Annotated in this window: 19 protein-coding genes; 10 read left to right on the top strand and 9 right to left on the bottom strand. The window is 73.4% G+C overall.

The genetic code is table 11. From position 1 onward, the window contains the following. The 3 genes from AB0J67_RS31455 to AB0J67_RS31465 all read left to right on the top strand — a co-directional run. The coding region (locus AB0J67_RS31455) for a sigma-70 family RNA polymerase sigma factor (protein ID WP_363487650.1) at positions 1-1,194 on the top strand (1,194 nt) is incomplete at its 5' end. A gap of 10 nt (positions 1,195-1,204) precedes the next feature. Beyond that, positions 1,205-1,714, top strand: a complete 510-nt coding sequence (locus AB0J67_RS31460; protein WP_363487652.1) for a DinB family protein — start codon at positions 1,205-1,207, stop codon at positions 1,712-1,714. 123 nt (positions 1,715-1,837) lie between these two features. Continuing rightward, positions 1,838-2,272, top strand: coding sequence for an STAS domain-containing protein (locus AB0J67_RS31465; RefSeq protein WP_363487653.1), 435 nt, complete (start codon positions 1,838-1,840; stop codon positions 2,270-2,272). Positions 2,273-2,302: 30 nt separating this feature from the next. Here AB0J67_RS31465 and AB0J67_RS31470 read toward each other — a convergent pair whose 3' ends face one another. Then, positions 2,303-3,136, bottom strand: a complete 834-nt coding sequence (locus AB0J67_RS31470; protein WP_363487655.1) for an alpha/beta hydrolase — start codon at positions 3,134-3,136, stop codon at positions 2,303-2,305. 59 nt (positions 3,137-3,195) lie between these two features. Here AB0J67_RS31470 and AB0J67_RS31475 point away from each other — a divergent pair, with 59 nt between their 5' ends. The 4 genes from AB0J67_RS31475 (at position 3,196) to AB0J67_RS31490 (ending at position 6,213) form a co-directional block, all read left to right on the top strand. Next, entirely contained in the window at positions 3,196-3,900 is a 705-nt protein-coding gene (locus tag AB0J67_RS31475) for a TetR/AcrR family transcriptional regulator (RefSeq protein ID WP_363487657.1), read from the top strand. A gap of 86 nt (positions 3,901-3,986) precedes the next feature. After that, the gene (locus AB0J67_RS31480) at positions 3,987-4,481 is read left to right on the top strand and encodes a GNAT family N-acetyltransferase (RefSeq protein ID WP_363487659.1); all 495 of its coding nucleotides are present in this window, start codon (positions 3,987-3,989) and stop codon (positions 4,479-4,481) included. Positions 4,482-4,609: 128 nt separating this feature from the next. Next, on the top strand, positions 4,610-5,365 hold the full coding sequence (locus AB0J67_RS31485; protein ID WP_363487661.1) for a MerR family transcriptional regulator: 756 nt from the start codon (positions 4,610-4,612) through the stop codon (positions 5,363-5,365). Next, complete coding sequence (locus AB0J67_RS31490; protein ID WP_363487663.1) at positions 5,362-6,213, top strand: hypothetical protein; 852 nt, start codon at positions 5,362-5,364, stop codon at positions 6,211-6,213. The genes AB0J67_RS31485 and AB0J67_RS31490 overlap by 4 nt, the downstream gene beginning before the upstream one ends. Before the next feature lie 21 nt (positions 6,214-6,234). Here the strand turns inward: AB0J67_RS31490 and AB0J67_RS31495 are convergent, their stop codons facing one another. The 5 genes from AB0J67_RS31495 to AB0J67_RS31515 all read right to left on the bottom strand — a co-directional run bounded on the left by AB0J67_RS31495 (position 6,235) and on the right by AB0J67_RS31515 (position 10,993). Continuing rightward, positions 6,235-7,665 (bottom strand): YibE/F family protein, encoded by a 1,431-nt coding sequence (locus AB0J67_RS31495; protein WP_363487665.1) that lies wholly within the window; start codon positions 7,663-7,665, stop codon positions 6,235-6,237. 150 nt (positions 7,666-7,815) lie between these two features. Then, a complete protein-coding gene (locus AB0J67_RS31500; RefSeq protein WP_363487667.1) occupies positions 7,816-9,081 on the bottom strand; it encodes an EAL domain-containing protein in 1,266 nt (421 codons plus the stop codon). A gap of 135 nt (positions 9,082-9,216) precedes the next feature. Further along, entirely contained in the window at positions 9,217-9,552 is a 336-nt protein-coding gene (locus tag AB0J67_RS31505) for an STAS domain-containing protein (RefSeq protein WP_363487669.1), read from the bottom strand. Between the two features lie 233 nt (positions 9,553-9,785). Continuing rightward, a complete protein-coding gene (locus tag AB0J67_RS31510) occupies positions 9,786-10,523 on the bottom strand; it encodes a hypothetical protein (RefSeq protein ID WP_363487671.1) in 738 nt (245 codons plus the stop codon). Further along, the gene (locus AB0J67_RS31515) at positions 10,520-10,993 is read right to left on the bottom strand and encodes a sigma-70 family RNA polymerase sigma factor (protein WP_363487673.1); all 474 of its coding nucleotides are present in this window, start codon (positions 10,991-10,993) and stop codon (positions 10,520-10,522) included. Before AB0J67_RS31515 ends, AB0J67_RS31510 begins: the two co-directional genes overlap by 4 nt. A 261-nt stretch (positions 10,994-11,254) precedes the next feature. Between AB0J67_RS31515 and AB0J67_RS31520 the strand changes: the two genes are divergently transcribed. After that, entirely contained in the window at positions 11,255-13,390 is a 2,136-nt protein-coding gene (locus AB0J67_RS31520) for a cellulase family glycosylhydrolase (RefSeq protein WP_363487675.1), read from the top strand. Between the two features lie 213 nt (positions 13,391-13,603). Beyond that, complete coding sequence (locus AB0J67_RS31525) at positions 13,604-15,583, top strand: translation factor GTPase family protein (RefSeq protein WP_363487677.1); 1,980 nt, start codon at positions 13,604-13,606, stop codon at positions 15,581-15,583. A gap of 55 nt (positions 15,584-15,638) precedes the next feature. On the opposite strand, the gene AB0J67_RS31530 is transcribed toward AB0J67_RS31525, so the two are convergent. Then, positions 15,639-16,049, bottom strand: a complete 411-nt coding sequence (locus AB0J67_RS31530) for a GNAT family N-acetyltransferase (protein ID WP_363487679.1) — start codon at positions 16,047-16,049, stop codon at positions 15,639-15,641. 146 nt (positions 16,050-16,195) lie between these two features. Here AB0J67_RS31530 and AB0J67_RS31535 point away from each other — a divergent pair, with 146 nt between their 5' ends. Continuing rightward, a complete protein-coding gene (locus AB0J67_RS31535; RefSeq protein WP_363487681.1) occupies positions 16,196-16,816 on the top strand; it encodes a hypothetical protein in 621 nt (206 codons plus the stop codon). Between the two features lie 126 nt (positions 16,817-16,942). Here the strand turns inward: AB0J67_RS31535 and AB0J67_RS31540 are convergent, their stop codons facing one another. After that, on the bottom strand, positions 16,943-17,941 hold the full coding sequence (locus AB0J67_RS31540) for an LLM class flavin-dependent oxidoreductase (RefSeq protein WP_363487683.1): 999 nt from the start codon (positions 17,939-17,941) through the stop codon (positions 16,943-16,945). Positions 17,942-18,049: 108 nt separating this feature from the next. Then, positions 18,050-18,403, bottom strand: coding sequence for an ADP-ribosylation/crystallin J1 (locus tag AB0J67_RS31545; protein ID WP_363487685.1), 354 nt, complete (start codon positions 18,401-18,403; stop codon positions 18,050-18,052). Between the last annotated feature and the right edge of the window lie 122 nt (positions 18,404-18,525).

The following is an 18,525-nucleotide window of genomic DNA, read 5'->3' on the forward strand; positions in this document are numbered from 1 at the left end:
GCGTCGGCCGCCGCGGACGCCGCCCTCGACGCGTACCCCCGGATCGTCGCGGCCCTGATCCGCGTCACCGGGGACTGGACCCTGGCGGAGGACTGCGCCCAGGAGGCGCTGGCGGCCGCGGTGGAACGCTGGCCGGACGACGGCGTGCCGGGCAACCCCGGCGGCTGGCTGATGACGACGGCCCGCAACCGGGCCGTCGACGTGCTGCGGCGGGCCACGGTCGAGCAGCGCAAGCTGCGGGACCTGGCGCTGCTGACCGATCCCGAGCCATCCCCGGCCATGCGGGAGGACGTGGTGGACGACCGGCTGAGGCTGATCTTCACGTGCTGCCATCCGGCGCTGCCGGCCGAAGCCCAGGTCGCGCTGACCCTGCGGACGATCTGCGGGGTGCCGACCGCGGACATCGCGCGGGTGTTCCTGGTCGCCGAGGCGACCATGACGCGGCGGCTTACCCGGGCCAAGACCAAGATCGCGCAGGCGGGCATCCCCTACCGGGTGCCGCGGGGCGCGGCGCTGGCCGAGCGGCTGCCCGGCGTGCTGGCCGTGCTCTACCTGCTGTTCACCCGCGGCTACAACCCCGACGGCGAGCCGGCCTTCGCCGAGGAGGCGGTGCGCCTGGCCCGGCTGCTGCACGGCCTCATGCCGGACGAGTCCGAGCCGGCCGCGCTGCTGGCGCTGTTCCTGCTGCAGCACTCGCGGCGGGCCGCGCGCCGCGACGCCGACGGGCGGCTGCTCACCCTGGACCGGCAGGACCGGGCCCGCTGGGACCGGGCCGCGATCGAGGAGGGACTGGCCATCCTGGACCGGGTGCGCGGCGACGGACCGTACGCGCTGCAGGCCCGCATCGCCGCCTGCCACGCCACCGCCCCGTCGGTCGCCGGCACCGACTGGGCCCGGATCGCCGCCTGCTACGACGCGCTCGCCCGCGACGAGCCCGACCCGGTGATCGAGCTGAACCGCGCCGTGGCGCACGGGTACGCGTACGGGCCGGCGGCCGGCCTGGCGCTGCTGGCGCGGGCCCGCGCGGGCGGGGCGCTCGACGGCGAGGCGTACGCCGTCGCGGCCGAGGCCGACCTCACCGCGCGCGCAGGCGACCGTGCCCGCGCGGCGACACTGTTCCGGCAGGCCGCCGAGCTGGCCCGGAGCGACTCCGAACGCCAGGCGCTGCGCGAGCGCGCCGACGAGAACTCCTGAGGGGGACGCGATGACGTACACACCGGTCGGCACCGCGAACGAGACGCTGCTGGCGTGCCTGCACGGGCAGCGGCGGCACGTGCTGGGGATCGTGGCGGGACTGTCCGACGCCGACCTGCGCCGGCCCGTGCTGCCGTCGGGCTGGAGCTGCCTGGGCCTGATCCGCCACCTGGCACACGACGTGGAGCTGTTCTGGTTCCGGGCCGTGGTCGGCGGCGACCCGGCGGCCGTCGCCGCGCTGGCGGAGACGACCGATGCCTGGCAGGTCGGCGAGGACGTGCCCGCGCAGCAGGTCCTCGACTTCTACCAGCGGCAGATCGAGCTGGCCGACGCGGTCGTGCGCGCCACCCCGGCCGACGCCGCCCCCGCGTGGTGGCCTGACGGCCGCTTCGGTGACTGGCGGCCGGGCGACATGCGCGCGATCCTGCTGCACGTGATCACGGAGACGGCCTGCCACGCCGGTCACCTCGACGCCGCGCGCGAGCTGATCGACGGCCGCAGGTGGCTGGTCAACACGTGAAGGCGGCGCTCGCGAACAGACGATGACAGCCTTGTTACAAATTCGTGACCGCAAATGGGTTTAACGCGGCCGAGCGTGGGCATGAACGGAAGTCACCCGTCCCCTGCCCCTGGAGCCGAGGCCATGAGCGAGCCACTGGAGCTGCGCCTGTACGCCGCACCGTCGGGCCTCTACCTGACGGTGCGCGGATGGCTCGACGCGACCACCGCGCACCTGCTCGGCAAGGCGATCGCCGTGGCGCTGGAACGGTTCGAGGCCGACCAGCTCACGGTGGACCTCGCCGACGTCGAGGCGATCGACGTCGCCGGGATCGCGACGCTGACCATGTTCCAGGCCGCCGCGCTGCGGCACGGCGTGACGCTCTGCATCGCCCGGCCGCCCGCGGCGGTCCGCGCGGCGATCCACGCCGCCGGCGCGGACGTGCTGCTCGCCGTCGCGCCGGCCGACGAGTGGGAGCCGCCGATCGACGACGAGCGCCCGCGCCGCTTCACCGACGCGCGGCGGAGCTGCCTGCGCCCGCGGACGCCGGCCGGGCGCGGACGCCGTCACCCGTGCTGATCCCGCCACGCCCCCTCGCACCACCGCCGCCTAGCGCCGGCCGGCCCGCTCGGGTGCGATCGGGGCGGCGAGGAACTCCGCGATGGGGTCGACCAGGCGCGGGGGCGCGATGGCGATGGCGTCGTGGCGGCCCGCCACGCGCAGCGTGCGCGCGGCGGGGATGACGCGGGCCAGCGCCGCGTTGTGCGCCTCGAAGTAGGCCGGGGCGTTGGCCCCGCAGGCCAGCAGGACCTCGGCGGTCACAGCCGCGTACCGCTCGGCGGGGCCGTCGTGGGCCGCCACCTGCCTGACCTCGGACATCGTCATCGGCAGCAGCTCACCCATCCCGCGGCCGATCGGGGTGCGCAGGAACGCCCGGCAGATCGCCGTGCGCACGCTCAGCGGCAGCTTCGACACCTTCGAGTGGGTGTTGACGCCGGCCGCGACGATCGCCATCGCGCGGGCGGTGTTCCCCGCGCGCAGCGCCTCGTCCACCGCGTCCAGGTAGGCCCACGACGGCGTCCCGTCGAGGGCGAGCGCCGGGTCGTAGAGGGCCAGCCGGTCGATGGGCAGGCGCAGGGCGGCGCGCAGGGCGACGAAGCCGCCGTAGCTGTGCCCGATGACGTTGCGGGCGCCGGTGTGCGCCAGCAGCGCGCCGAGGTCGTCGACCTCGTGCTCCACCGAGTAGGGCTCCCGGCGGGCGGGTGCGTCCTGCCGTCCGCGCCGGTTGTAGGCGTGCACGGTGAACCGGTCGGCGAGCCGGGTGATCAGGCGGCGGTAGACGTCGATGGTGACCCCGCCGCCGTGCACCAGGACGACACCCGGCCCGGTGCCGGTCGAGTGCAGGACGAGGCTCGCCCCGTCGGGTGCCGTGATCCGCTCCATGACAGCTCTCCTCCGCCACTTGAAAACCGTGAACGCTGTTCGCAGTTTATAGTAGTGCGGTGGCTCTCGCATCATCGGGCTCCGGCGCGGAGGGCTCCGGCGACCGGTCGATCTGGACCCGGCCCGAGCGCGGCAGGCGCGGACCGGCTCCGGCGCACAGCCGGGAGACGATCGTCGGCACCGCGATCCAGCTCGCCGACACCGGCGGCCTCGACGCGGTGTCCATGCGCGCCGTGGCGGCCGGGCTCGGCATGGCCGTCGCCTCCCTCTACCGGCACCTGTCGTCCCGGGAGGACCTGCTCGACCTGATGGTCGACAGGTGCGTGGGCGAGCTGAGCCCGTATCCGCAAGGCACCGGGAGCTGGCAGGACGAGCTGACCGGGCTCGCCCGCCGCCAGCTCGCGCTGTTCCAGCGGCACCCGTGGCTGCGCGAGGCGATCGGGCACGGCCCGAAACCCGGCCCGCACACGCTGTCGTACTTCGACGAATGCCTGCGCATCCTGCGGCCGGTGCGCTGCGGCACCGCCGCGAAGTTCGAGGCGATCGCCATGCTGACCGGCGTGGTGTCGCTGTTCGCCGCCGCCGTGCCCGCTCCCGACGCGAGCAGCGCGCCGGCACCCGGCTTCGGCGACGTCGACCCCGCGGCGTACCCACACCTGGTCGCCGCGGTCGCCGAGCCGGCGGGCGACGCACCCCGCCGGGACCTGTTCGAGCGGACCGTGCGCGGCCTGCTGACCGGGCTGCTCGCCGACGACCCCGGCTGACCCGCCGGACCGCGGTCGTGCGGCCGGGCCCCGGGCCGCCGGTCCACCAACCGGGTACGGTCGCGCCGTCGCGTACCCTTCGCCGGGTGCCCGAGCTCCAGCGCCTCCGCCTCGACCACGCCGCCGCCCTGCTCGCCTTCGAGCGGGCGAACCGGGCGTACTTCGCCGCGTCCATCCCGGACCGCGGCGACGCGTACTTCGCGGACTTCGCCGCCCGCCACTCGGCGCTGCTGGCCGAGCAGGACGCCGGACTGTGCCACTTCCACCTGCTGGTGGACACCGACGGTCAGGTGCTGGGCCGGGTCAACCTGGTCGACGTGGCCGACGGCGCCGCCGAGCTCGGCTACCGCATCGCCCGCGCCGCCGCCGGGCGGGGCCTGGCCACCGCAGGGGTGACCCGGGTGTGCGAGCTGGCCGCCGAAGAGTACGGGCTGACCAGGCTGCGGGCCGTCACCACGCTCGACAACGCCGGGTCGCGGGCCGTGCTCGCGCGCACCGGGTTCACGCCGGGCGAGCAGATCGAGCTGGACGGGCGACCCGGCCTCGCGTACGCCAAGGACCTGCGAGCCCGGACGGCGTGACGCACGAGCGGGAGATCGACGGCCGGTCGCCCCGCGCTCTCCGACGGCGGGCGCACCAAGAGCACCGACGCGCTGACCAGCACCGCCCGACTTGACCTTGACGTAACGTCAACGTTTCTAATGGTGTCATGCGCATCGGCGAACTGGCGGCGCTGGTCGGGGTGACCACCCGCACCGTGCGCCACTACCACCATCTCGGGCTGCTGCCCGAACCCGAGCGGACCCCCGGCGGGTACCGCGAGTATCGACTGCGCGACGCCGTCCTGCTCGCGCGGGTGCGCCGCCTGGCCGAGCTCGGCCTGTCGCTGGACGAGATCCGCGACGTGCTCGCCGACGACCAGGGCCGAGAGCTGCGCGAGGTGCTCACCGAGCTGGACGCCGACCTGGCCCGCCAGCAGGAGGCCATCGCCGCCCGCCGCGCCCGGCTGGCCGCACTGCTGGCCGGGGCCGACCTCAACCCGGACGCGACCGTCGCGCCGGACCTGGCCGACGCGCTGCGCGACCTGCACCCGGCGGGCTCCGCGTTCGCCGCGCTGGACCGCGACATGGTGTCGCTGATCGACACCGGCGCCGACCCGGCCGCCCGCGACCACGTGCTGGCACTGTTCCAGCCGCTCACCACGCCGGAGGCGCGCGAGCGGGGCCACGCGCTGACCGCCAGGATGGACGCGCTCGCCGACGTGGACCCGGCCGACCCCCGGGTGGGCATGCTCGCCGCCGACCTGGCCGCGCACCTGCCCGCCGAGATGGCCACCGCGATGCTGGCCAGCCTCGACGACGCCGAGACCGGCCGCTGGCTGGACCTGATGACCGATGAACTCACCCCCGCGCAGGCCCAGGTGCTGCGCCTGATGGTCACCACCCTCAAGGAGGCAGCCCGATGATGAAGATCGCCCGTGCCGCGCTGTTCGGCCTGGTCCCGGCGGAGGCGCTGCTGGCCGTGCTGCTGGTGTCCGGCGTCGCGCTGCCCCGCCCCGTGCTCGTGGCCGCGGAGATCGTGGTCCTGGCGGTGCTGGCGTTGGAGGCGGTGGCGCTGTGGCGGGTGTACCGCGCGACGCGCCAGGACGGCGCCGGGCGCAAGGCGGCGCTGCGGGCGGCGTACGAGCAGCTCGTGCCGGTGCAGGTGCGGCGGCTGATGAGCTTCGACGCGAAGGGCATGGTCAGCCTGGTGCTCTGGGTCACGGGACGCAAGCACGGCGTGCCCGCGGGCGCGGCGGCGTTCTCGTACGCCAGCGAGCAGGTGGTCCTGATGGCCGGATTCCTGTTCGCGTCCGTGATCGAGCTGGTCGGCGTGGAGATCCTGCTGCGCTCGCTGGACGCGCCGGCCGGGCTGCGCATGGTGGTGCTGGTGCTCGACGCGTACGGCATCCTGATCGCGCTGGCGGTCATCGCCTGCTGCATCACCCGGCCGCACGTCGTCAGCTCCGGTGAGCTGCGCATCCGCAGCGGCGCCTTCTTCGACCTGCGCATCCCGCGCGAGCTGATCGTCGCGGTGCAGCACAAGCGGAACTACAACGAGACCGGCATGCTCAAAGTGGACGGTGACGTGCTGGCGCTGTCCGTGAACAGCCAGACGAACCTGATCGTCGAGCTGGCCGAGCCGGTGGTCGCGGTGCGCCCGCTCGGCAGGCGGGAGCAGGTGCGGGTGGTGCGCTTCTTCGCCGACGACCCGTCCGGCGCGTTCGCGGCCCTGTCGGCCGGCCGTGACGCGGCAGCCGCCCCGGCCCGCTGACGATGCACAGCCCGCGGGAGGTCAGTGTGGCAGCGGCGAGGGGCGCCGGGCCGGCTGCTCCTCGTCCGTGGGCAGACCCCAGGCCTGTTCGAGGGCGTCGGGCCGGCGTACGCGCCGGGTGCGCGCCGGCACGCCCGGCTCCCCGCCACCGCGGTTGACCAGGGCGGCCAGCGCGGTGGTGATCGGGACGGCGGCGATCAGGCCGATCGTGCCCACCACCGACCGCACGATCTCCTGCGCCAGGAACTCCGTGGTCAGCATCTCCCCCAGCGGCGCACCGCCCGCCGTGAGCAGCAGCAGCGTCGGCAGCGACGCGCCCGCGTACGCCAGCACGATCGTGTTGATCACCGAGGTGATGTGCGCCCGGCCGACCCGGGACGCGGCCCGGTACAGGCCGAGGAAGCCGAGCTTCGGGTTGGCGTGCGCCAGCTCGGTGACGGTGTACGCCTGGGTCACGGTGACGTCGTCGAGCACGCCGAGCGCACCGATCAGGATGCCCGCGAGCAGCAGGCCCGGCATGTTGATGTCGGCGTTGACGAACGTCACGTACACCGACTCCTCGCTGGCCATGCCCGTCAGGTGCAGCAGCGACACCGACAGCGCCGACAGCAGGCCGGTCAGCGCGAGCGCGGTGAGCGTGCCCAGCACCGCCATCGAGGTGGGCGCGTTCACGCCGTGCGTGAGGTAGAGCACCACCAGCATGATCGCCGCCGCGCCGACGATCGCCACCAGCAGCGGCGAGCTGCCCGCCAGGATCGCCGGGACGACGAACATCAGCAGCACCGCGAACGTGAACGCCAGCCCGATCAGCGCCGTCACCCCGCGCCAGCGCCCGAACGCGATGACGGCGCCCACGAACGCCAGCGCCAGCGCCCACAGGCCGTCGGTCCGGTCGTGGTCGGCGATGTCGTAGCGCAGGCTGCCGTCCTCGAAGTCCTCGGTCAGCATGAGGATCACGTTGTCGCCGGGTTCGACCTCGGGCGCCCCCGGGCCCGACGGGATGCCCGTGGTGATCGTCTTGCCCTGCTCGGCGCCGCTGGTGAGGCGTACGGTGACCTCGCCGCAGGTCGGCGGCGCCTGCTGGTCCGGGGTCTGCACCGGAGGCTCCGCCACGTCGGCGCAGTCGACGATCCGCACGGTCTGCACGATCCCGTCGGCGCGCTCGGCGCCGGTCCACGGCTCGGCGTCGACCGGTCCCGGCCACAGCAGCACCAGGCCGGCCAGGGTGGCCAGGGCCGCCGGGATCAGCGCCGCGAGGGTCAGCCGGGTCGCCCGCCGCGACGACGGCGCCGCGGGACCGTGGGAGTGCCCGTGGCCGTGCGAGTGCCCTTGGCCGTCGGCGTGCCCGAGGCCGTCGGAGTGCCCGTGGCCGTCGGAGTGCCCGTGGCCGTCGGAGTGCCCGTGGCCGACGTGATGATCATCAGCGGTGTCCAGGTCGTGCCCACTGTTCACCCGGGGCTCCTCGGCGGTGGTGTCGGGGCGTCCGCGCCTCGGGGGCGGCGCGGCGCCGGCATCAGCGTCCGCCCAGTTAATCACGCATCCCGGCCGGGGACCGTGGCTGACCGGGCGTGCCCCGGCGGTCTCCGCCCGCCGTGCACGGGCTCACCAGTAGGTCTCGGGCTCGGTCGGCAGCAGCCGCTGCAGCAGCGGCTGGGCCGCGGCCACCACCAGCGGCCGGTCGTAGGTGAGCACGAAGTCGAACGCGCGGTTCTCCTCGTCGACGTCGTCCTCGCCGATCCGCTCGCAGCAGAACAGTCCGCCGGCGAAGTGCGCGCCCAGAACCACGACGACCCACTCGCGCTCCATCGGATCGCCGGGCGACAGCGGGCCGCCCCGGACCTTGCCCTCGGGCTCGGGAGCCATGCCTGTGGCGTACACCGCGGTCAGCACACCCCCGTCGGCGAGTCTGCGGTAGCGGCGCCGCGCCTCGTCGTCGAAGTAGCGGACGTGCTGGAACCCCGCGAGCAGCACGGCGGGCTCCGCCAGGTCGAGGCACTTGTTCTCCAGGTGCCGGCTCAGGCACCGGAGCATCGACTTGGTGGTGTGGCGGGGCGGCCGGTGCCGGGCGGCGACCTCGTACGGCGTGCCGCCGGGCAGCTCCGGCGCGGGCACCCGGGGCAGGTTGAGCACGGCCGGCACGAACTCGTGCGGCAGCGGCTCCGGGCGGCCGAACAGCCAGCCCTGCCCGAGCGTCGCCCCCATCGAGCGGGCGATCGCCAGGTGTTCCGGCGACTCGATGCCCTCGGCGAGCACGGCGGCGCCGGTGCGCTCCGCCTCGGCCAGCACGGCGTTGACGACGGCGGACGACTGCGGCGTGACCCGCCCCTGCACCACCCCGCGATCGATCTTGATCACGTCCGGGCTGATCAACGGCATCATGGCCAGGCTGCTGTTGTCGACGCCCACGTCGTCCAGGGCGATGCGCATCCCGGCCTCGCGCAGCCGCAGGATCGCCGCCAGCAGCCCGGCCGGGTCGCTGCCCAGCGCCCGCTCGGTGATCTCCACGACGACCTGGAGCTGCTCGGAGGCGGTCTGGAAGGTGTCGATCAGCTGCGCGGGCGGGGGCGTGCGGAACGTCGCCGGTTCGGCGTTGAGGAACAGCGGCACCGTGTTGGGCAGGCCGGCCATCAGCGCGGCCCGGCAGGACGCGGCCCGGCAGATCCAGTCGAGCTCGGCCAGCCGCCCGGCGCGGGCGCCCTCCTTGAAGAGCTTGTCCGGCGTGGCGAAGGCGCTGCCGCTGGGCCCGCGGATCAGCGCCTCGTAGCCGACGATGCCGCCGGAGTCGAGCGCGACGATCGGCTGGAACACCGGGTAGAGCGAGCCGCGCGACATCAGCGCGTCGAATTCGGCGTCGGGTGTACGGCCCACGCGTTATCACCGACCCCCGGCCCGTCCGCTTCGCTGCACCTTCGGCAGTGATCTTCCCTGCACAGCGTAGTCGGCAACCCCCGGCGGCATGGGCGGTTTGCGTGGGATGTCCGGGCAGCCCGGGTGAGCGTGGACCTAGTCGCGGTGCGGCACGCCGAGCGCGGCGCCGGTGCCGGTGATCTCGATGATCCGCCGGACCGGGCCGGGCACGTTGAGCAAGCACAGCGGTGCCTGCCGGCTGCGGGCGCGGGCCGCCGCGTCGAGCAGCACGGCCAGCCCGCGGGCGTCCATGAAGGTGAGGCGCGCGAGATCCAGGCACAGCGGCCGGTGCGGGCAGGAGTCGATCGCGGCGTGCAGCTCGCCCCGCACCTGCTCGGCGTTGCCGAGGTGCAGCTCCCCCGCCACGTGGATCAGCGCGCCACCGTCGCCGGCGGCCACCGACACCACGGACTCCGCGTGCGACGCCATCATGCTTCAGTCTGGCATCGTGACCGGGCGCAGCCCGTCCCTCGGCAGTGCGAACGTCGCGGCCGATCAGGGCCCATGATTCGGCGACACAGCCAGGCAGCCGGTCCGAACGGGCCGCGTCCTGCGAAAACAGCCCGTCGAGCAGGCTCGCTGCCGTATGGCGGCCCCACCGGCGCGACGACCCCGACACCCGGAAGGAGGACACCCGGGCATCGGGGCACGGCGGGCGGCGCCGCTCAGTTCTTACCGGTACGCGGCTTGGCCAGGTCCCGGCCGCCGACCTCCCGCCCGGCGGCGTCGAGCAGCGTCAGCTGGATCACGGCCGACGACTCCGGGACGTCGAACGCGGCGTACCGGGGGCCGTCCGGCCGGTCCGGCGGCGTGATCGTCGCGACGGTCTCGGTGCCGCCCGGCGTCGTCACCCGGATCGACCTCACCGTCGGGTGCACGGCGACGTGGTAGATGCGGTCGCCGTCGAGCTTGACGTGGCCGGACTCGAAGCGGGCCGGGTCGGCCAGCCACGCCGTCTCGTCCACCCCGCAACTCGTCGACATCCCGGACCGGACCTCTCCCCCGCCGGGCAGGGGGGAGGCGGTGGGCGTGCCGACCCAGTTCACGATCCGGTCGCCGTAGCTGCTGCCGGAGGTGTTCCACTCGTCGCCGACGGTGTTCCACTCCTCCACCACCAGCTCCACCGCGGAGACCTTGACCCCGCAGTCGTCGGCGACCCGGCCCGGGACCAGCCAGTAGCGCTCGCCGTGCGCGTCCCCGGCCATTAGCGGGTTCTTGGGCGGCATCTGGTTGACGTACTCCGCGCCGAGCACGTAGCCGCCGGCGGCCAGCGGGACCACGAGGGCGCCGAGCAGGAGGGCGACCCGCTTTCGGGAGCGGCGGGCCACCGGCGCCGGGGCGGCTTCGGGCATGGCCTCGGCCACGGCGTGCAGGGTGCGGCGCAGCCGCTCGTCGAGGGTCACTTGAGCACCTTCCGGAGGCGTTCGAGGGCGCGCCGCAGGTCCGAGCGGACGGTGGCGGCGGGACGGGAGAGCAGTTCGGCGATCTCGTTGAGCGGGCGGTCGTCGTAGTAGTGCAGGACGACGACGGCCCGCTGGCGCGGCGGCAGGGCCTTGATGTGTGCCCAGGTCTCGTCGAGTTCGGGCACCTCGGTGACCGGCTCGACCCGCGCCCGCTGGCGGAACAGCCGGTCGCGGATGCCGCGCCGCTGGGCGTCGGCGGCCAGGTTCACGATGGCGCGTTTGAGGTAGGGCAGCGGCTGGTCGATCGCCTGCCAGCGGTCCCAGGCACCGGCGAACGCCTGCTGCACGAGGTCTTCGGCCTGCTCCCGCGACCCGGTCAGCAGGTACGCCAGGCGCACCAGCCCGTCCCGGTGATCCCGGTAGACGTCTTCGGCCGGGGCGGCCCGTGGTGGTGTGTGCACATCGGTCACACCCCAAAGTCGTCCCGGAACCCCCCGGCGTTGCACCCCACCCCCTCCTCTCTCCCCGCCGATCTTGCGTGGACTGTGGGGATGACACGCACCATTCCGGCGTATCCCCAACAGTTCGCGCAAGATCGACGTGATCTTGGCGCAGCGGTTGAATAGTTTGGAGACACAACTTAGTCTGATGTGATCAGTGTTCGTCACTGCGCGGTGCCTGGGCGACCGGGCCGCCATCGCATCGCGCAGCCCCTCATCAGCGAGGAACTCATGACAAGTCTGCAGAACAGGCTGCGCTCTGCCCGATGGAGAGCCGCCCTCATCCTCGGCAGCGTCGCGACCGTGGTCGCCGGCGGCGCATTCGTCGCCGCGACCAACGCCTACGCGGCGGCCGGCTGCCGGGTGAACTACTCCGTGCCCAACCAGTGGCCCGGCGGCTTCTCCGCCAACGTCGAGATCACCAACCTCGGCGACCCGGTCAACGGCTGGAACCTGGTCTGGACGTACGCCAACGGCCAGAAGATCACCAGTATCTGGAGCGCGACCCACACCCAGCCCGCCGCCACGGTGACCGCCACCAACGTGTCGTACAACGCGGCCATCCCCACCAACGGCAAGGTCTCGTTCGGCTTCAACGGTTCGTGGTCGGGCAGCAACACCGCGCCGACCTCGTTCGCGCTCAACGGCGTCACGTGCACGGGTGCCGTCGGCCCGTCGGCAAGTGCGTCGCCGAGCGCCTCGGCCAGCCCGCGCCCGTCGACCAGCCCCTCCACCAGCCCTTCGGCCAGCCCGTCGCCGAGCACCCCGCCCCCCGGCAACGCGATGGCCGCCGTGGCCGCGATGCAGCCCGGCTGGAACCTCGGCAACTCGCTGGACGCCACCGGCGCCGACGAGACCTCCTGGGGCAACCCGCGGATCACCCAGGCACTGATCACCAACATCAAGGCCCAGGGCTTCAAGAGCATCCGCATCCCGGTCACCTGGGGCCAGCACCAGGGCGGCGCGCCGAGCTACACCATCGAGGCGGCGTACCTGGCGCGGGTCAAGGAGGTCGTCGACTGGGCGCTGGCCGCCGACCTGTACGTGATGCTCAACATCCACCACGACTCGTGGCAGTGGATCGCGAACATGCCCGGTGACCGCACCAACGTGCTCAACCGGTACAACGCGATCTGGACGCAGCTGGCGAGCACGTTCCGCGACTCCTCGCCGAAGCTGACCCTGGAGAGCGTCAACGAGCCGCAGTTCACCGGCTCCTCCGGTGACGCGCAGAGCGCGCAGCTGCTGCACGAGCTCAACACCTCGTTCCACCGGATCGTGCGCGCCTCCGGCGGCAACAACAGCACCCGCCTGCTGGTGTTGCCGACCCTGCACACCTCGGCCGACCAGGCGCGCATCGACGAGCTGACGGCCACGTTCACCGCGCTCAACGACCCGAACCTGATCGCCACCGTGCACTTCTACGGGTTCTGGCCGTTCAGCGTGAACATCGCCGGGTACACGAAGTTCGACGCCACCACGCAGCAGGACCTGACCGACCAGTTCGACCGGGTCTACAACGCCTTCGTCAGCCGCAACATCCCGGTGATCATCGGTGAGTACGGCCTGCTCGGCTTCGACCGGCACGTCGGCACCATCGAGCAGGGCGAGAAGCTCAAGTTCTTCGAGTACCTGGGCTACTACGCGCGCACCCGGCGGCTCACCACCATGCTGTGGGACAACGGGCAGCACTTCGGCCGCACCTCGTTCGCGTGGAGCGACCCGGAGCTGTTCAACCAGATCAAGTCGAGCTGGACGGTGCGTTCCGGCACCGCCTCGTCCGACCAGATCTTCAGCGCCCGCGCGAGCTCGATCACGGCGAAGTCGGTGACGCTCAACCTCAACGGCGCCACCGTCACCGCGGTGCGGCAGGGCACCACGAATCTGGCCCAGGGCAGCGACTACACGATCTCCGGCAACCAGCTGACATTCACCGCCGCGGCCATCACCAGGCTGTCCGGCAGCCGGGCGTACGGCGTCAACGCCTCGGTGCACGTCGTGTTCTCGCAGGGCGTGCCGTGGCGGATCAACTTCCTCACCTACGACACGCCGCAGGTGTCGAACGCGACCGGCACGACCGGCTCCTTCGCGATCCCGACGCAGTTCCGCGGGGACGTGCTGGCCACCATGGAGGCCAAGTACGCCGACGGCAGCAACGCCGGCCCGCAGAACTGGACCTCGTTCAAGGAGTTCGACTACACGTTCGCGCCGAACTACGGTGCGAACACGATCACCCTGAAGCCGGAGCTGTTCAACGACATCAACGCCGGCGCGAAGGTCACGCTCACCCTGCACTTCTGGAGCGGCGCCACGGTGACGTACCACGTCACCAAGAACGGCAGCACCGTCACCGGCTCGACGACCTGATCGAGCCGCCGCCCGTCCCCTGACCGAGGCTCCGTTCCTGCCTGCTCCCACGGCAGGAACGGAGCCTCGACCGTTGAATAAACCGTTTGCGAGGGGTACGCCCGCGTTGGTGTACTGCCCAGGAGTCCTGTCCCTGCCGCGAGGAGAGCCCGATGCGAGCTGTCATGTCCGCCCGCCTGCTCACCATCGCCTTCGCAGAGGACATGACGCTTCTTGAAAACGCTCAACCTGGGCATCCTGGCCCACGTCGACGCCGGTAAGACCAGCCTGACCGAGCGGCTGCTGCACGCCGCCGGGGTCATCGACGAGATCGGCCGCGTCGACGACGGCAACACGCAGACCGACACGCTCGAACTCGAACGCCGCCGCGGCATCACCATCAAGTCCGCGGTGGTGTCCTTCGTCGTCGGCGGCACCCGGATCAACCTGATCGACACCCCCGGCCACCCGGACTTCATCGCCGAGGTGGAGCGGGTGCTCGGCGTGCTCGACGGCGCCGTGCTCGTCGTCTCGGCCGTGGAGGGGGTGCAGGCGCAGACCCGCGTGCTGATGCGGGTGCTGCGGCGGCTGCGCATCCCGACGCTGCTGTTCGTCAACAAGATCGACCGCTCCGGCGCGCGCTACGGCGAGCTGCTCGACGGCATCGCCGAGCGGCTGAGCTCGGCGGTCGCCGCCATGGGCGCGGTCGACGGGCTGGGCGGCGCGGGCGCGTCGTTCACCCCGTTCCCGCCCGCGCATCCCGGCTTCGCCGACCGGCTCGTCGAGCTGCTGGCCGACCACGACGACGCGCTGCTCGCGGCGTACGTCGACGGCGACCGCGCGGTGCCGTGGCGGCGGCTGCGCCGCAGCCTGGTCCAGCAGACCCGGCGGGCCCAGGTGCATCCGGTGTACTTCGGGTCGGCGGTCACCGGTGCGGGCGTCGCCGAGCTGATGGACGCGATCCCCCGGCTGCTGCCCGCGGCCGGCGGCGACCCGGCCGCCCCCGCGTCCGGCACCGTGTTCAAGGTCGAGCGCGGCCCGGCCGGGGAGAAGGTCGCCTACGTGCGCGTGTTCGACGGGACCGTCGGCGTGCGCGAGCGGCTGCCCTTCGGGCAGGGCCGGGCGGGCAAGGTGACCGCGATCAGCGTGTTCGACCACGGCACCGCCGAGCCCCGGGCGACGGCCGGCCCCGGGGAGATCGCCCGCATCACCGGCCTGGCCGAGGTGCGCATCGGCGACGTCATCGGCGCGGCCCGGCGCGGGTCGGCCGAGGCCCACCACTTCGCGCCGCCGACCCTGGAGACCGTGGTCGTGCCGGACCGGCCCGCCGACCGCGGCGCCCTGCACGCGGCCCTCACCCAGCTCGCCGAGCAGGACCCGCTGATCGCGCTGCGCCGCAGCGGCGACCCCGGCAGCCCGGAGATGTCGGTGTCGCTCTACGGCGAGGTGCAGAAGGAGGTCATCCAGGCCACGCTCGCCGAGGAGTTCGGCATCGCCGTGTCGTTCCAGGAGACCACCACCATCTACATCGAGCGGCCCGCGGGCGTGGGTGCGGCGGCGGAGCCGATGGGCGGCGACAACCCGTTCCGCGCCGGGGTCGGGCTGCGCGTCGAGCCGGCGGCCGTCGGGGTGGGCGTGCGCTTCCGGCTGGGCATCGAGCTGGGCGCGCTGCCCATGGCGTTCATCAAGGCGGTCGAGGAGACGGTGCGCCGGACGCTGCGGCAGGGGCTGCGTGGCTGGCAGGTCACCGACTGCACGGTCACGCTGACGCAGTCGGCGTACACCCCGCCGCCGCCGTACGGATGGAGCAAGTGGTCCAGCTCGGCGGCCGACTTCCGCAACCTCACGCCGCTGGTGCTGATGGCCGCGCTGCGGCAGGCCGGCACGAGCGTCCACGAGCCGATCCACCGGGTCAGCCTGGACGTGCCCGCCGACGCCGTCGCCGCGGTGACGCCGGTGCTCGCGCAGCTCGGCGGCGTGCCGCAGGCGACGGTGGTGCGCGGCGCGGGGGCCGAGCTGGCGGTGCACCTGCCCGCGACCCGGGTGCACGAGCTGCAGCGGCTGCTGCCCTCGCTCACCCGCGGCGAGGGCTCCGTCGAGGGCGCATTCGACCACTACCGGCAGGTGCGGGGGCAGGCCCCGGTGCGGCCGCGCACCGACGCCAACCCGCTGGACCGAAAGGAGTACCTGCTGCGCGTCGCCCGCCGGGTATAGGCGTCCGGCGATCGCCGCTCGCCGGGCGTCACCCACGCCGGGAGCGGGTCGGCCCTCAGCGGGGGCCGACCCGGAACATCCCGGTCATGTCGTCGTGGCGGCGGTATCCGAACTGCTCGTAGAGCCGCACGGACTCCCCCGCGGCGAACAGGCCGACGAACGACCGGGGTCCGGCCTGCGTGGCGATCCAGCGCTCCAGCGCGGTGAGGAGCGCGCGGCCGACACCCCGGCCCTGGTGCTCCGGCACCACCGCGATGTCCTGCAGGTAGAAGTAGATCGCGCCGTCGCCGATGACCCGGCCGACGCCGACCACCGCGCCGTCGCACACGGCGACGACGCCGTGCAGGGAGCGGGCCAGCGAGGCGGGCACCGCGTCGGGGTCGTAGGCGTGCTGCCAGCCCACGGCGGCGGTGACCGCGGTGAACTCGGCCGTGGTCGGCATCCGGTCGATGATCTCGTACGACATGATCAGCAACTCTATGCGCAGGTCACCCGGCGCACCGTGATGCGGCACGCCGTGCAGGCCCACGCACCGGCAGACCCGCACGCGGGCGTCACTCCAGCTGGAACGTGGCGTCGCCGTACGCCAGGTCGCCGTGAAATGATCCTCCGATGGACAGCCCCCGCTCCGCCTGGGTCAACACCACGCACGACTGGTCGACGACGGTCGACCAGGACCACCTCGCCCTCATCCGCAGCGACCCGGCGCGCCACTGCCCCGGTGGCGTGCTGCACCTCGTCCTCGAGGTGCTGGCGTACGCGGCTGACGAGGCCGAGTCAGCCGGGCGGCGGGGCACCTGCACGGTCACCCTGCACGGCGACGGCTCGGTGTCGGTCGCCGACGACGGCCGGGGCACCGACACCCGGCTCGACGAGCACGGCCGCCCGATCCGCAAACCGATCATGGCCACCCGCGACCTGCGCTTCTTCGACAACCCGCAGCCGGTCGCGCTGCCCGACGGCGCGCCCCGGCAGGGCATGTCGGTGGTGGCCGCGCTCAGTGAGTGGCTGGTGCACACCAACCGCCGCCATGGCGGCGGCACGTGGACCCAGCGCTACGAAAACGGCATCCCGGTCACCGACCTAGTGCCCTTGGCCGGCGACGGCACCACCGGCACGACCGTCCACTTCCTGCCGGGTCCGGCCGTTCGCGGCTCCGGCGCGCTGTCGGCCGCCGAGATCCGCCGCTGCAGCCCCGGCTACCCGCACCTGGACCTGCGCATCGCCGAGTGACCCCGGCCGCTCGGTCCGGCAGCCGAGAGCATCGCCCGGCGGCCGCGACTTCCGGGTCCCGGCCGCACCGCAGAAGTCGCGATGGAACGCCGCGGTCATGCCCGGCGGGCCCGCGGTTCCGCCGGGTCAGCGGGACAGGTGCGGGGCGACGTGCTCGGCGATCAGCTCGAACGACCGGACGCGGGCGTCGATGTCGTACACCATCGTGGTCAGCATGAGCTCGTCGGCGCCGGTCCGTTCCAGCAGCTCGGTCAGCTGCCGGGTGACCGTCTCCGGCGAGCCGAGCGCCTGGCCCTCACGCCGGGCCAGCACGAACTCGCGCTCCATCGGCGTGTACGGGTACTCGGCCGCCTCCTGCGGCGTCGGCATCCGGCCCGGCCGGCCCTGGCGCAGCCGCAGGAACGACAGCCCGGCCGGCCCGGCCAGCCAGTCGGCCTCCTCGTCGGTGGGGGCGCAGACGGCGCTGGCCGCGACCATCGCATACGGCCGTTCCAGCCGGTGCGACGGCCGGAAGGCGTCCCGGTAGATCGCCAGCGCCAAGTCGGTGTTGCCGCCGCTGAAGTGGTGCGCGAACGAGAACGGCAGGCCGAGGCGCCCGGCCAGCCGCGCGCTGAAGTCGCTGGAGCCGAGCAGCCAGATGTCCGGGGCGTCGCCCCGGCCGGGCACGGCCGTCACCCGGGGCGTGCCGGTGCCGGTGCCGAAGTAGTCGATGAGCCGGCCCAGCTCCTGCGGGAAGTCGTCCGCCGACAGCGCGTCCATGCTGCGGCGCAGGGCCAGCGCGGTGACCTGGTCGGTGCCGGGGGCGCGCCCCAGGCCCAGGTCGATGCGGCCGGGGTGCAGCGCGACCAGGGTGCCGAACTGCTCGGCGACGACCAGCGGCGCGTGGTTGGGCAGCATCACGCCGCCGGAGCCGAGCCGGATCGTGGCGGTGTTCGCGGCCAGGTGCGCCAGCAGCACCGCCGGGGCGGAGCTGGCGATGCCCGGCATGTTGTGGTGCTCGGCGACCCAGAACCGGCGGTAGCCGAGCTGCTCGGTGCGCTGCGCGAGCTGCGTCGTGTTGGCCAGGGCCTCGGCGTTGGAGCCGCCCGAGACGACGGGGGCGAGATCGAGCACGGAGAGCGGCACAGAAGTCACGATCTTGCCAACCACCGCGGCGCCGGAAGCCTTCCCGGATGCGGCGGAAGTCACCGGACCGCCCCCGCGTGGCGTGCGGACGGCGGCCCGGTATGCCGGTCAGCCCTCGGCGTGGAACTCGTGGACGACCTCGATCAGGCCGACGATGTGCCGGTTGAACTCGTCGAGCTGCTCGGCGGGCACCCACAGTTCGAGGATGTCCCGGCCGCCGACCTGCTGCACCGGGAACTGCTCGGCGTACGCCCGCTCGACCTCGAACCGGGTGACGTAGCCGGCGCCGGAGGCGGGCACGTTCCAGTCCCGCGCGATCATGACGGCGTACTGCTCGTTGAGGACCGGGTAGAAGATCGGCTGGTCGGGCAGGCGGGGCGGCCACGCGGTCCAGCCGGAGGCCCGCACGAGCGCGAGCTCCTGCGGGCCGGTGGGCCGCCACAGGGTCGTCGTCTCGGTCAACGCGCTGTCCTCTCCCGGTCAGCCGGCTGCTCCGGCGGGGGCCAGCGTAGCTGCCGGGCCAGCACGCGTACCAGCAGATTTCAATGCCGGGGGCCGTCCCGCCGGATGCGCGGGACGGCCCC

The organism is Catellatospora sp. NPDC049609, assembly GCF_040675365.1.
Taxonomy (GTDB): Bacteria; Actinomycetota; Actinomycetes; order Mycobacteriales; family Micromonosporaceae; genus Catellatospora.

Coding starts and splice junctions, on each gene's coding strand:
- AB0J67_RS31460 (WP_363487652.1), top strand. CDS start 1,205: ATGACGTACACACCGGTCGGCACCGCGAACGAGACGCTGCTGGCGTGC.
- AB0J67_RS31465 (WP_363487653.1), top strand. CDS start 1,838: ATGAGCGAGCCACTGGAGCTGCGCCTGTACGCCGCACCGTCGGGCCTC.
- AB0J67_RS31470 (WP_363487655.1), bottom strand. CDS start 3,136: ATGGAGCGGATCACGGCACCCGACGGGGCGAGCCTCGTCCTGCACTCG.
- AB0J67_RS31485 (WP_363487661.1), top strand. CDS start 4,610: ATGCGCATCGGCGAACTGGCGGCGCTGGTCGGGGTGACCACCCGCACC.
- AB0J67_RS31490 (WP_363487663.1), top strand. CDS start 5,362: ATGATGAAGATCGCCCGTGCCGCGCTGTTCGGCCTGGTCCCGGCGGAG.
- AB0J67_RS31505 (WP_363487669.1), bottom strand. CDS start 9,552: ATGATGGCGTCGCACGCGGAGTCCGTGGTGTCGGTGGCCGCCGGCGAC.
- AB0J67_RS31520 (WP_363487675.1), top strand. CDS start 11,255: ATGACAAGTCTGCAGAACAGGCTGCGCTCTGCCCGATGGAGAGCCGCC.
- AB0J67_RS31530 (WP_363487679.1), bottom strand. CDS start 16,049: ATGTCGTACGAGATCATCGACCGGATGCCGACCACGGCCGAGTTCACC.
- AB0J67_RS31535 (WP_363487681.1), top strand. CDS start 16,196: ATGGACAGCCCCCGCTCCGCCTGGGTCAACACCACGCACGACTGGTCG.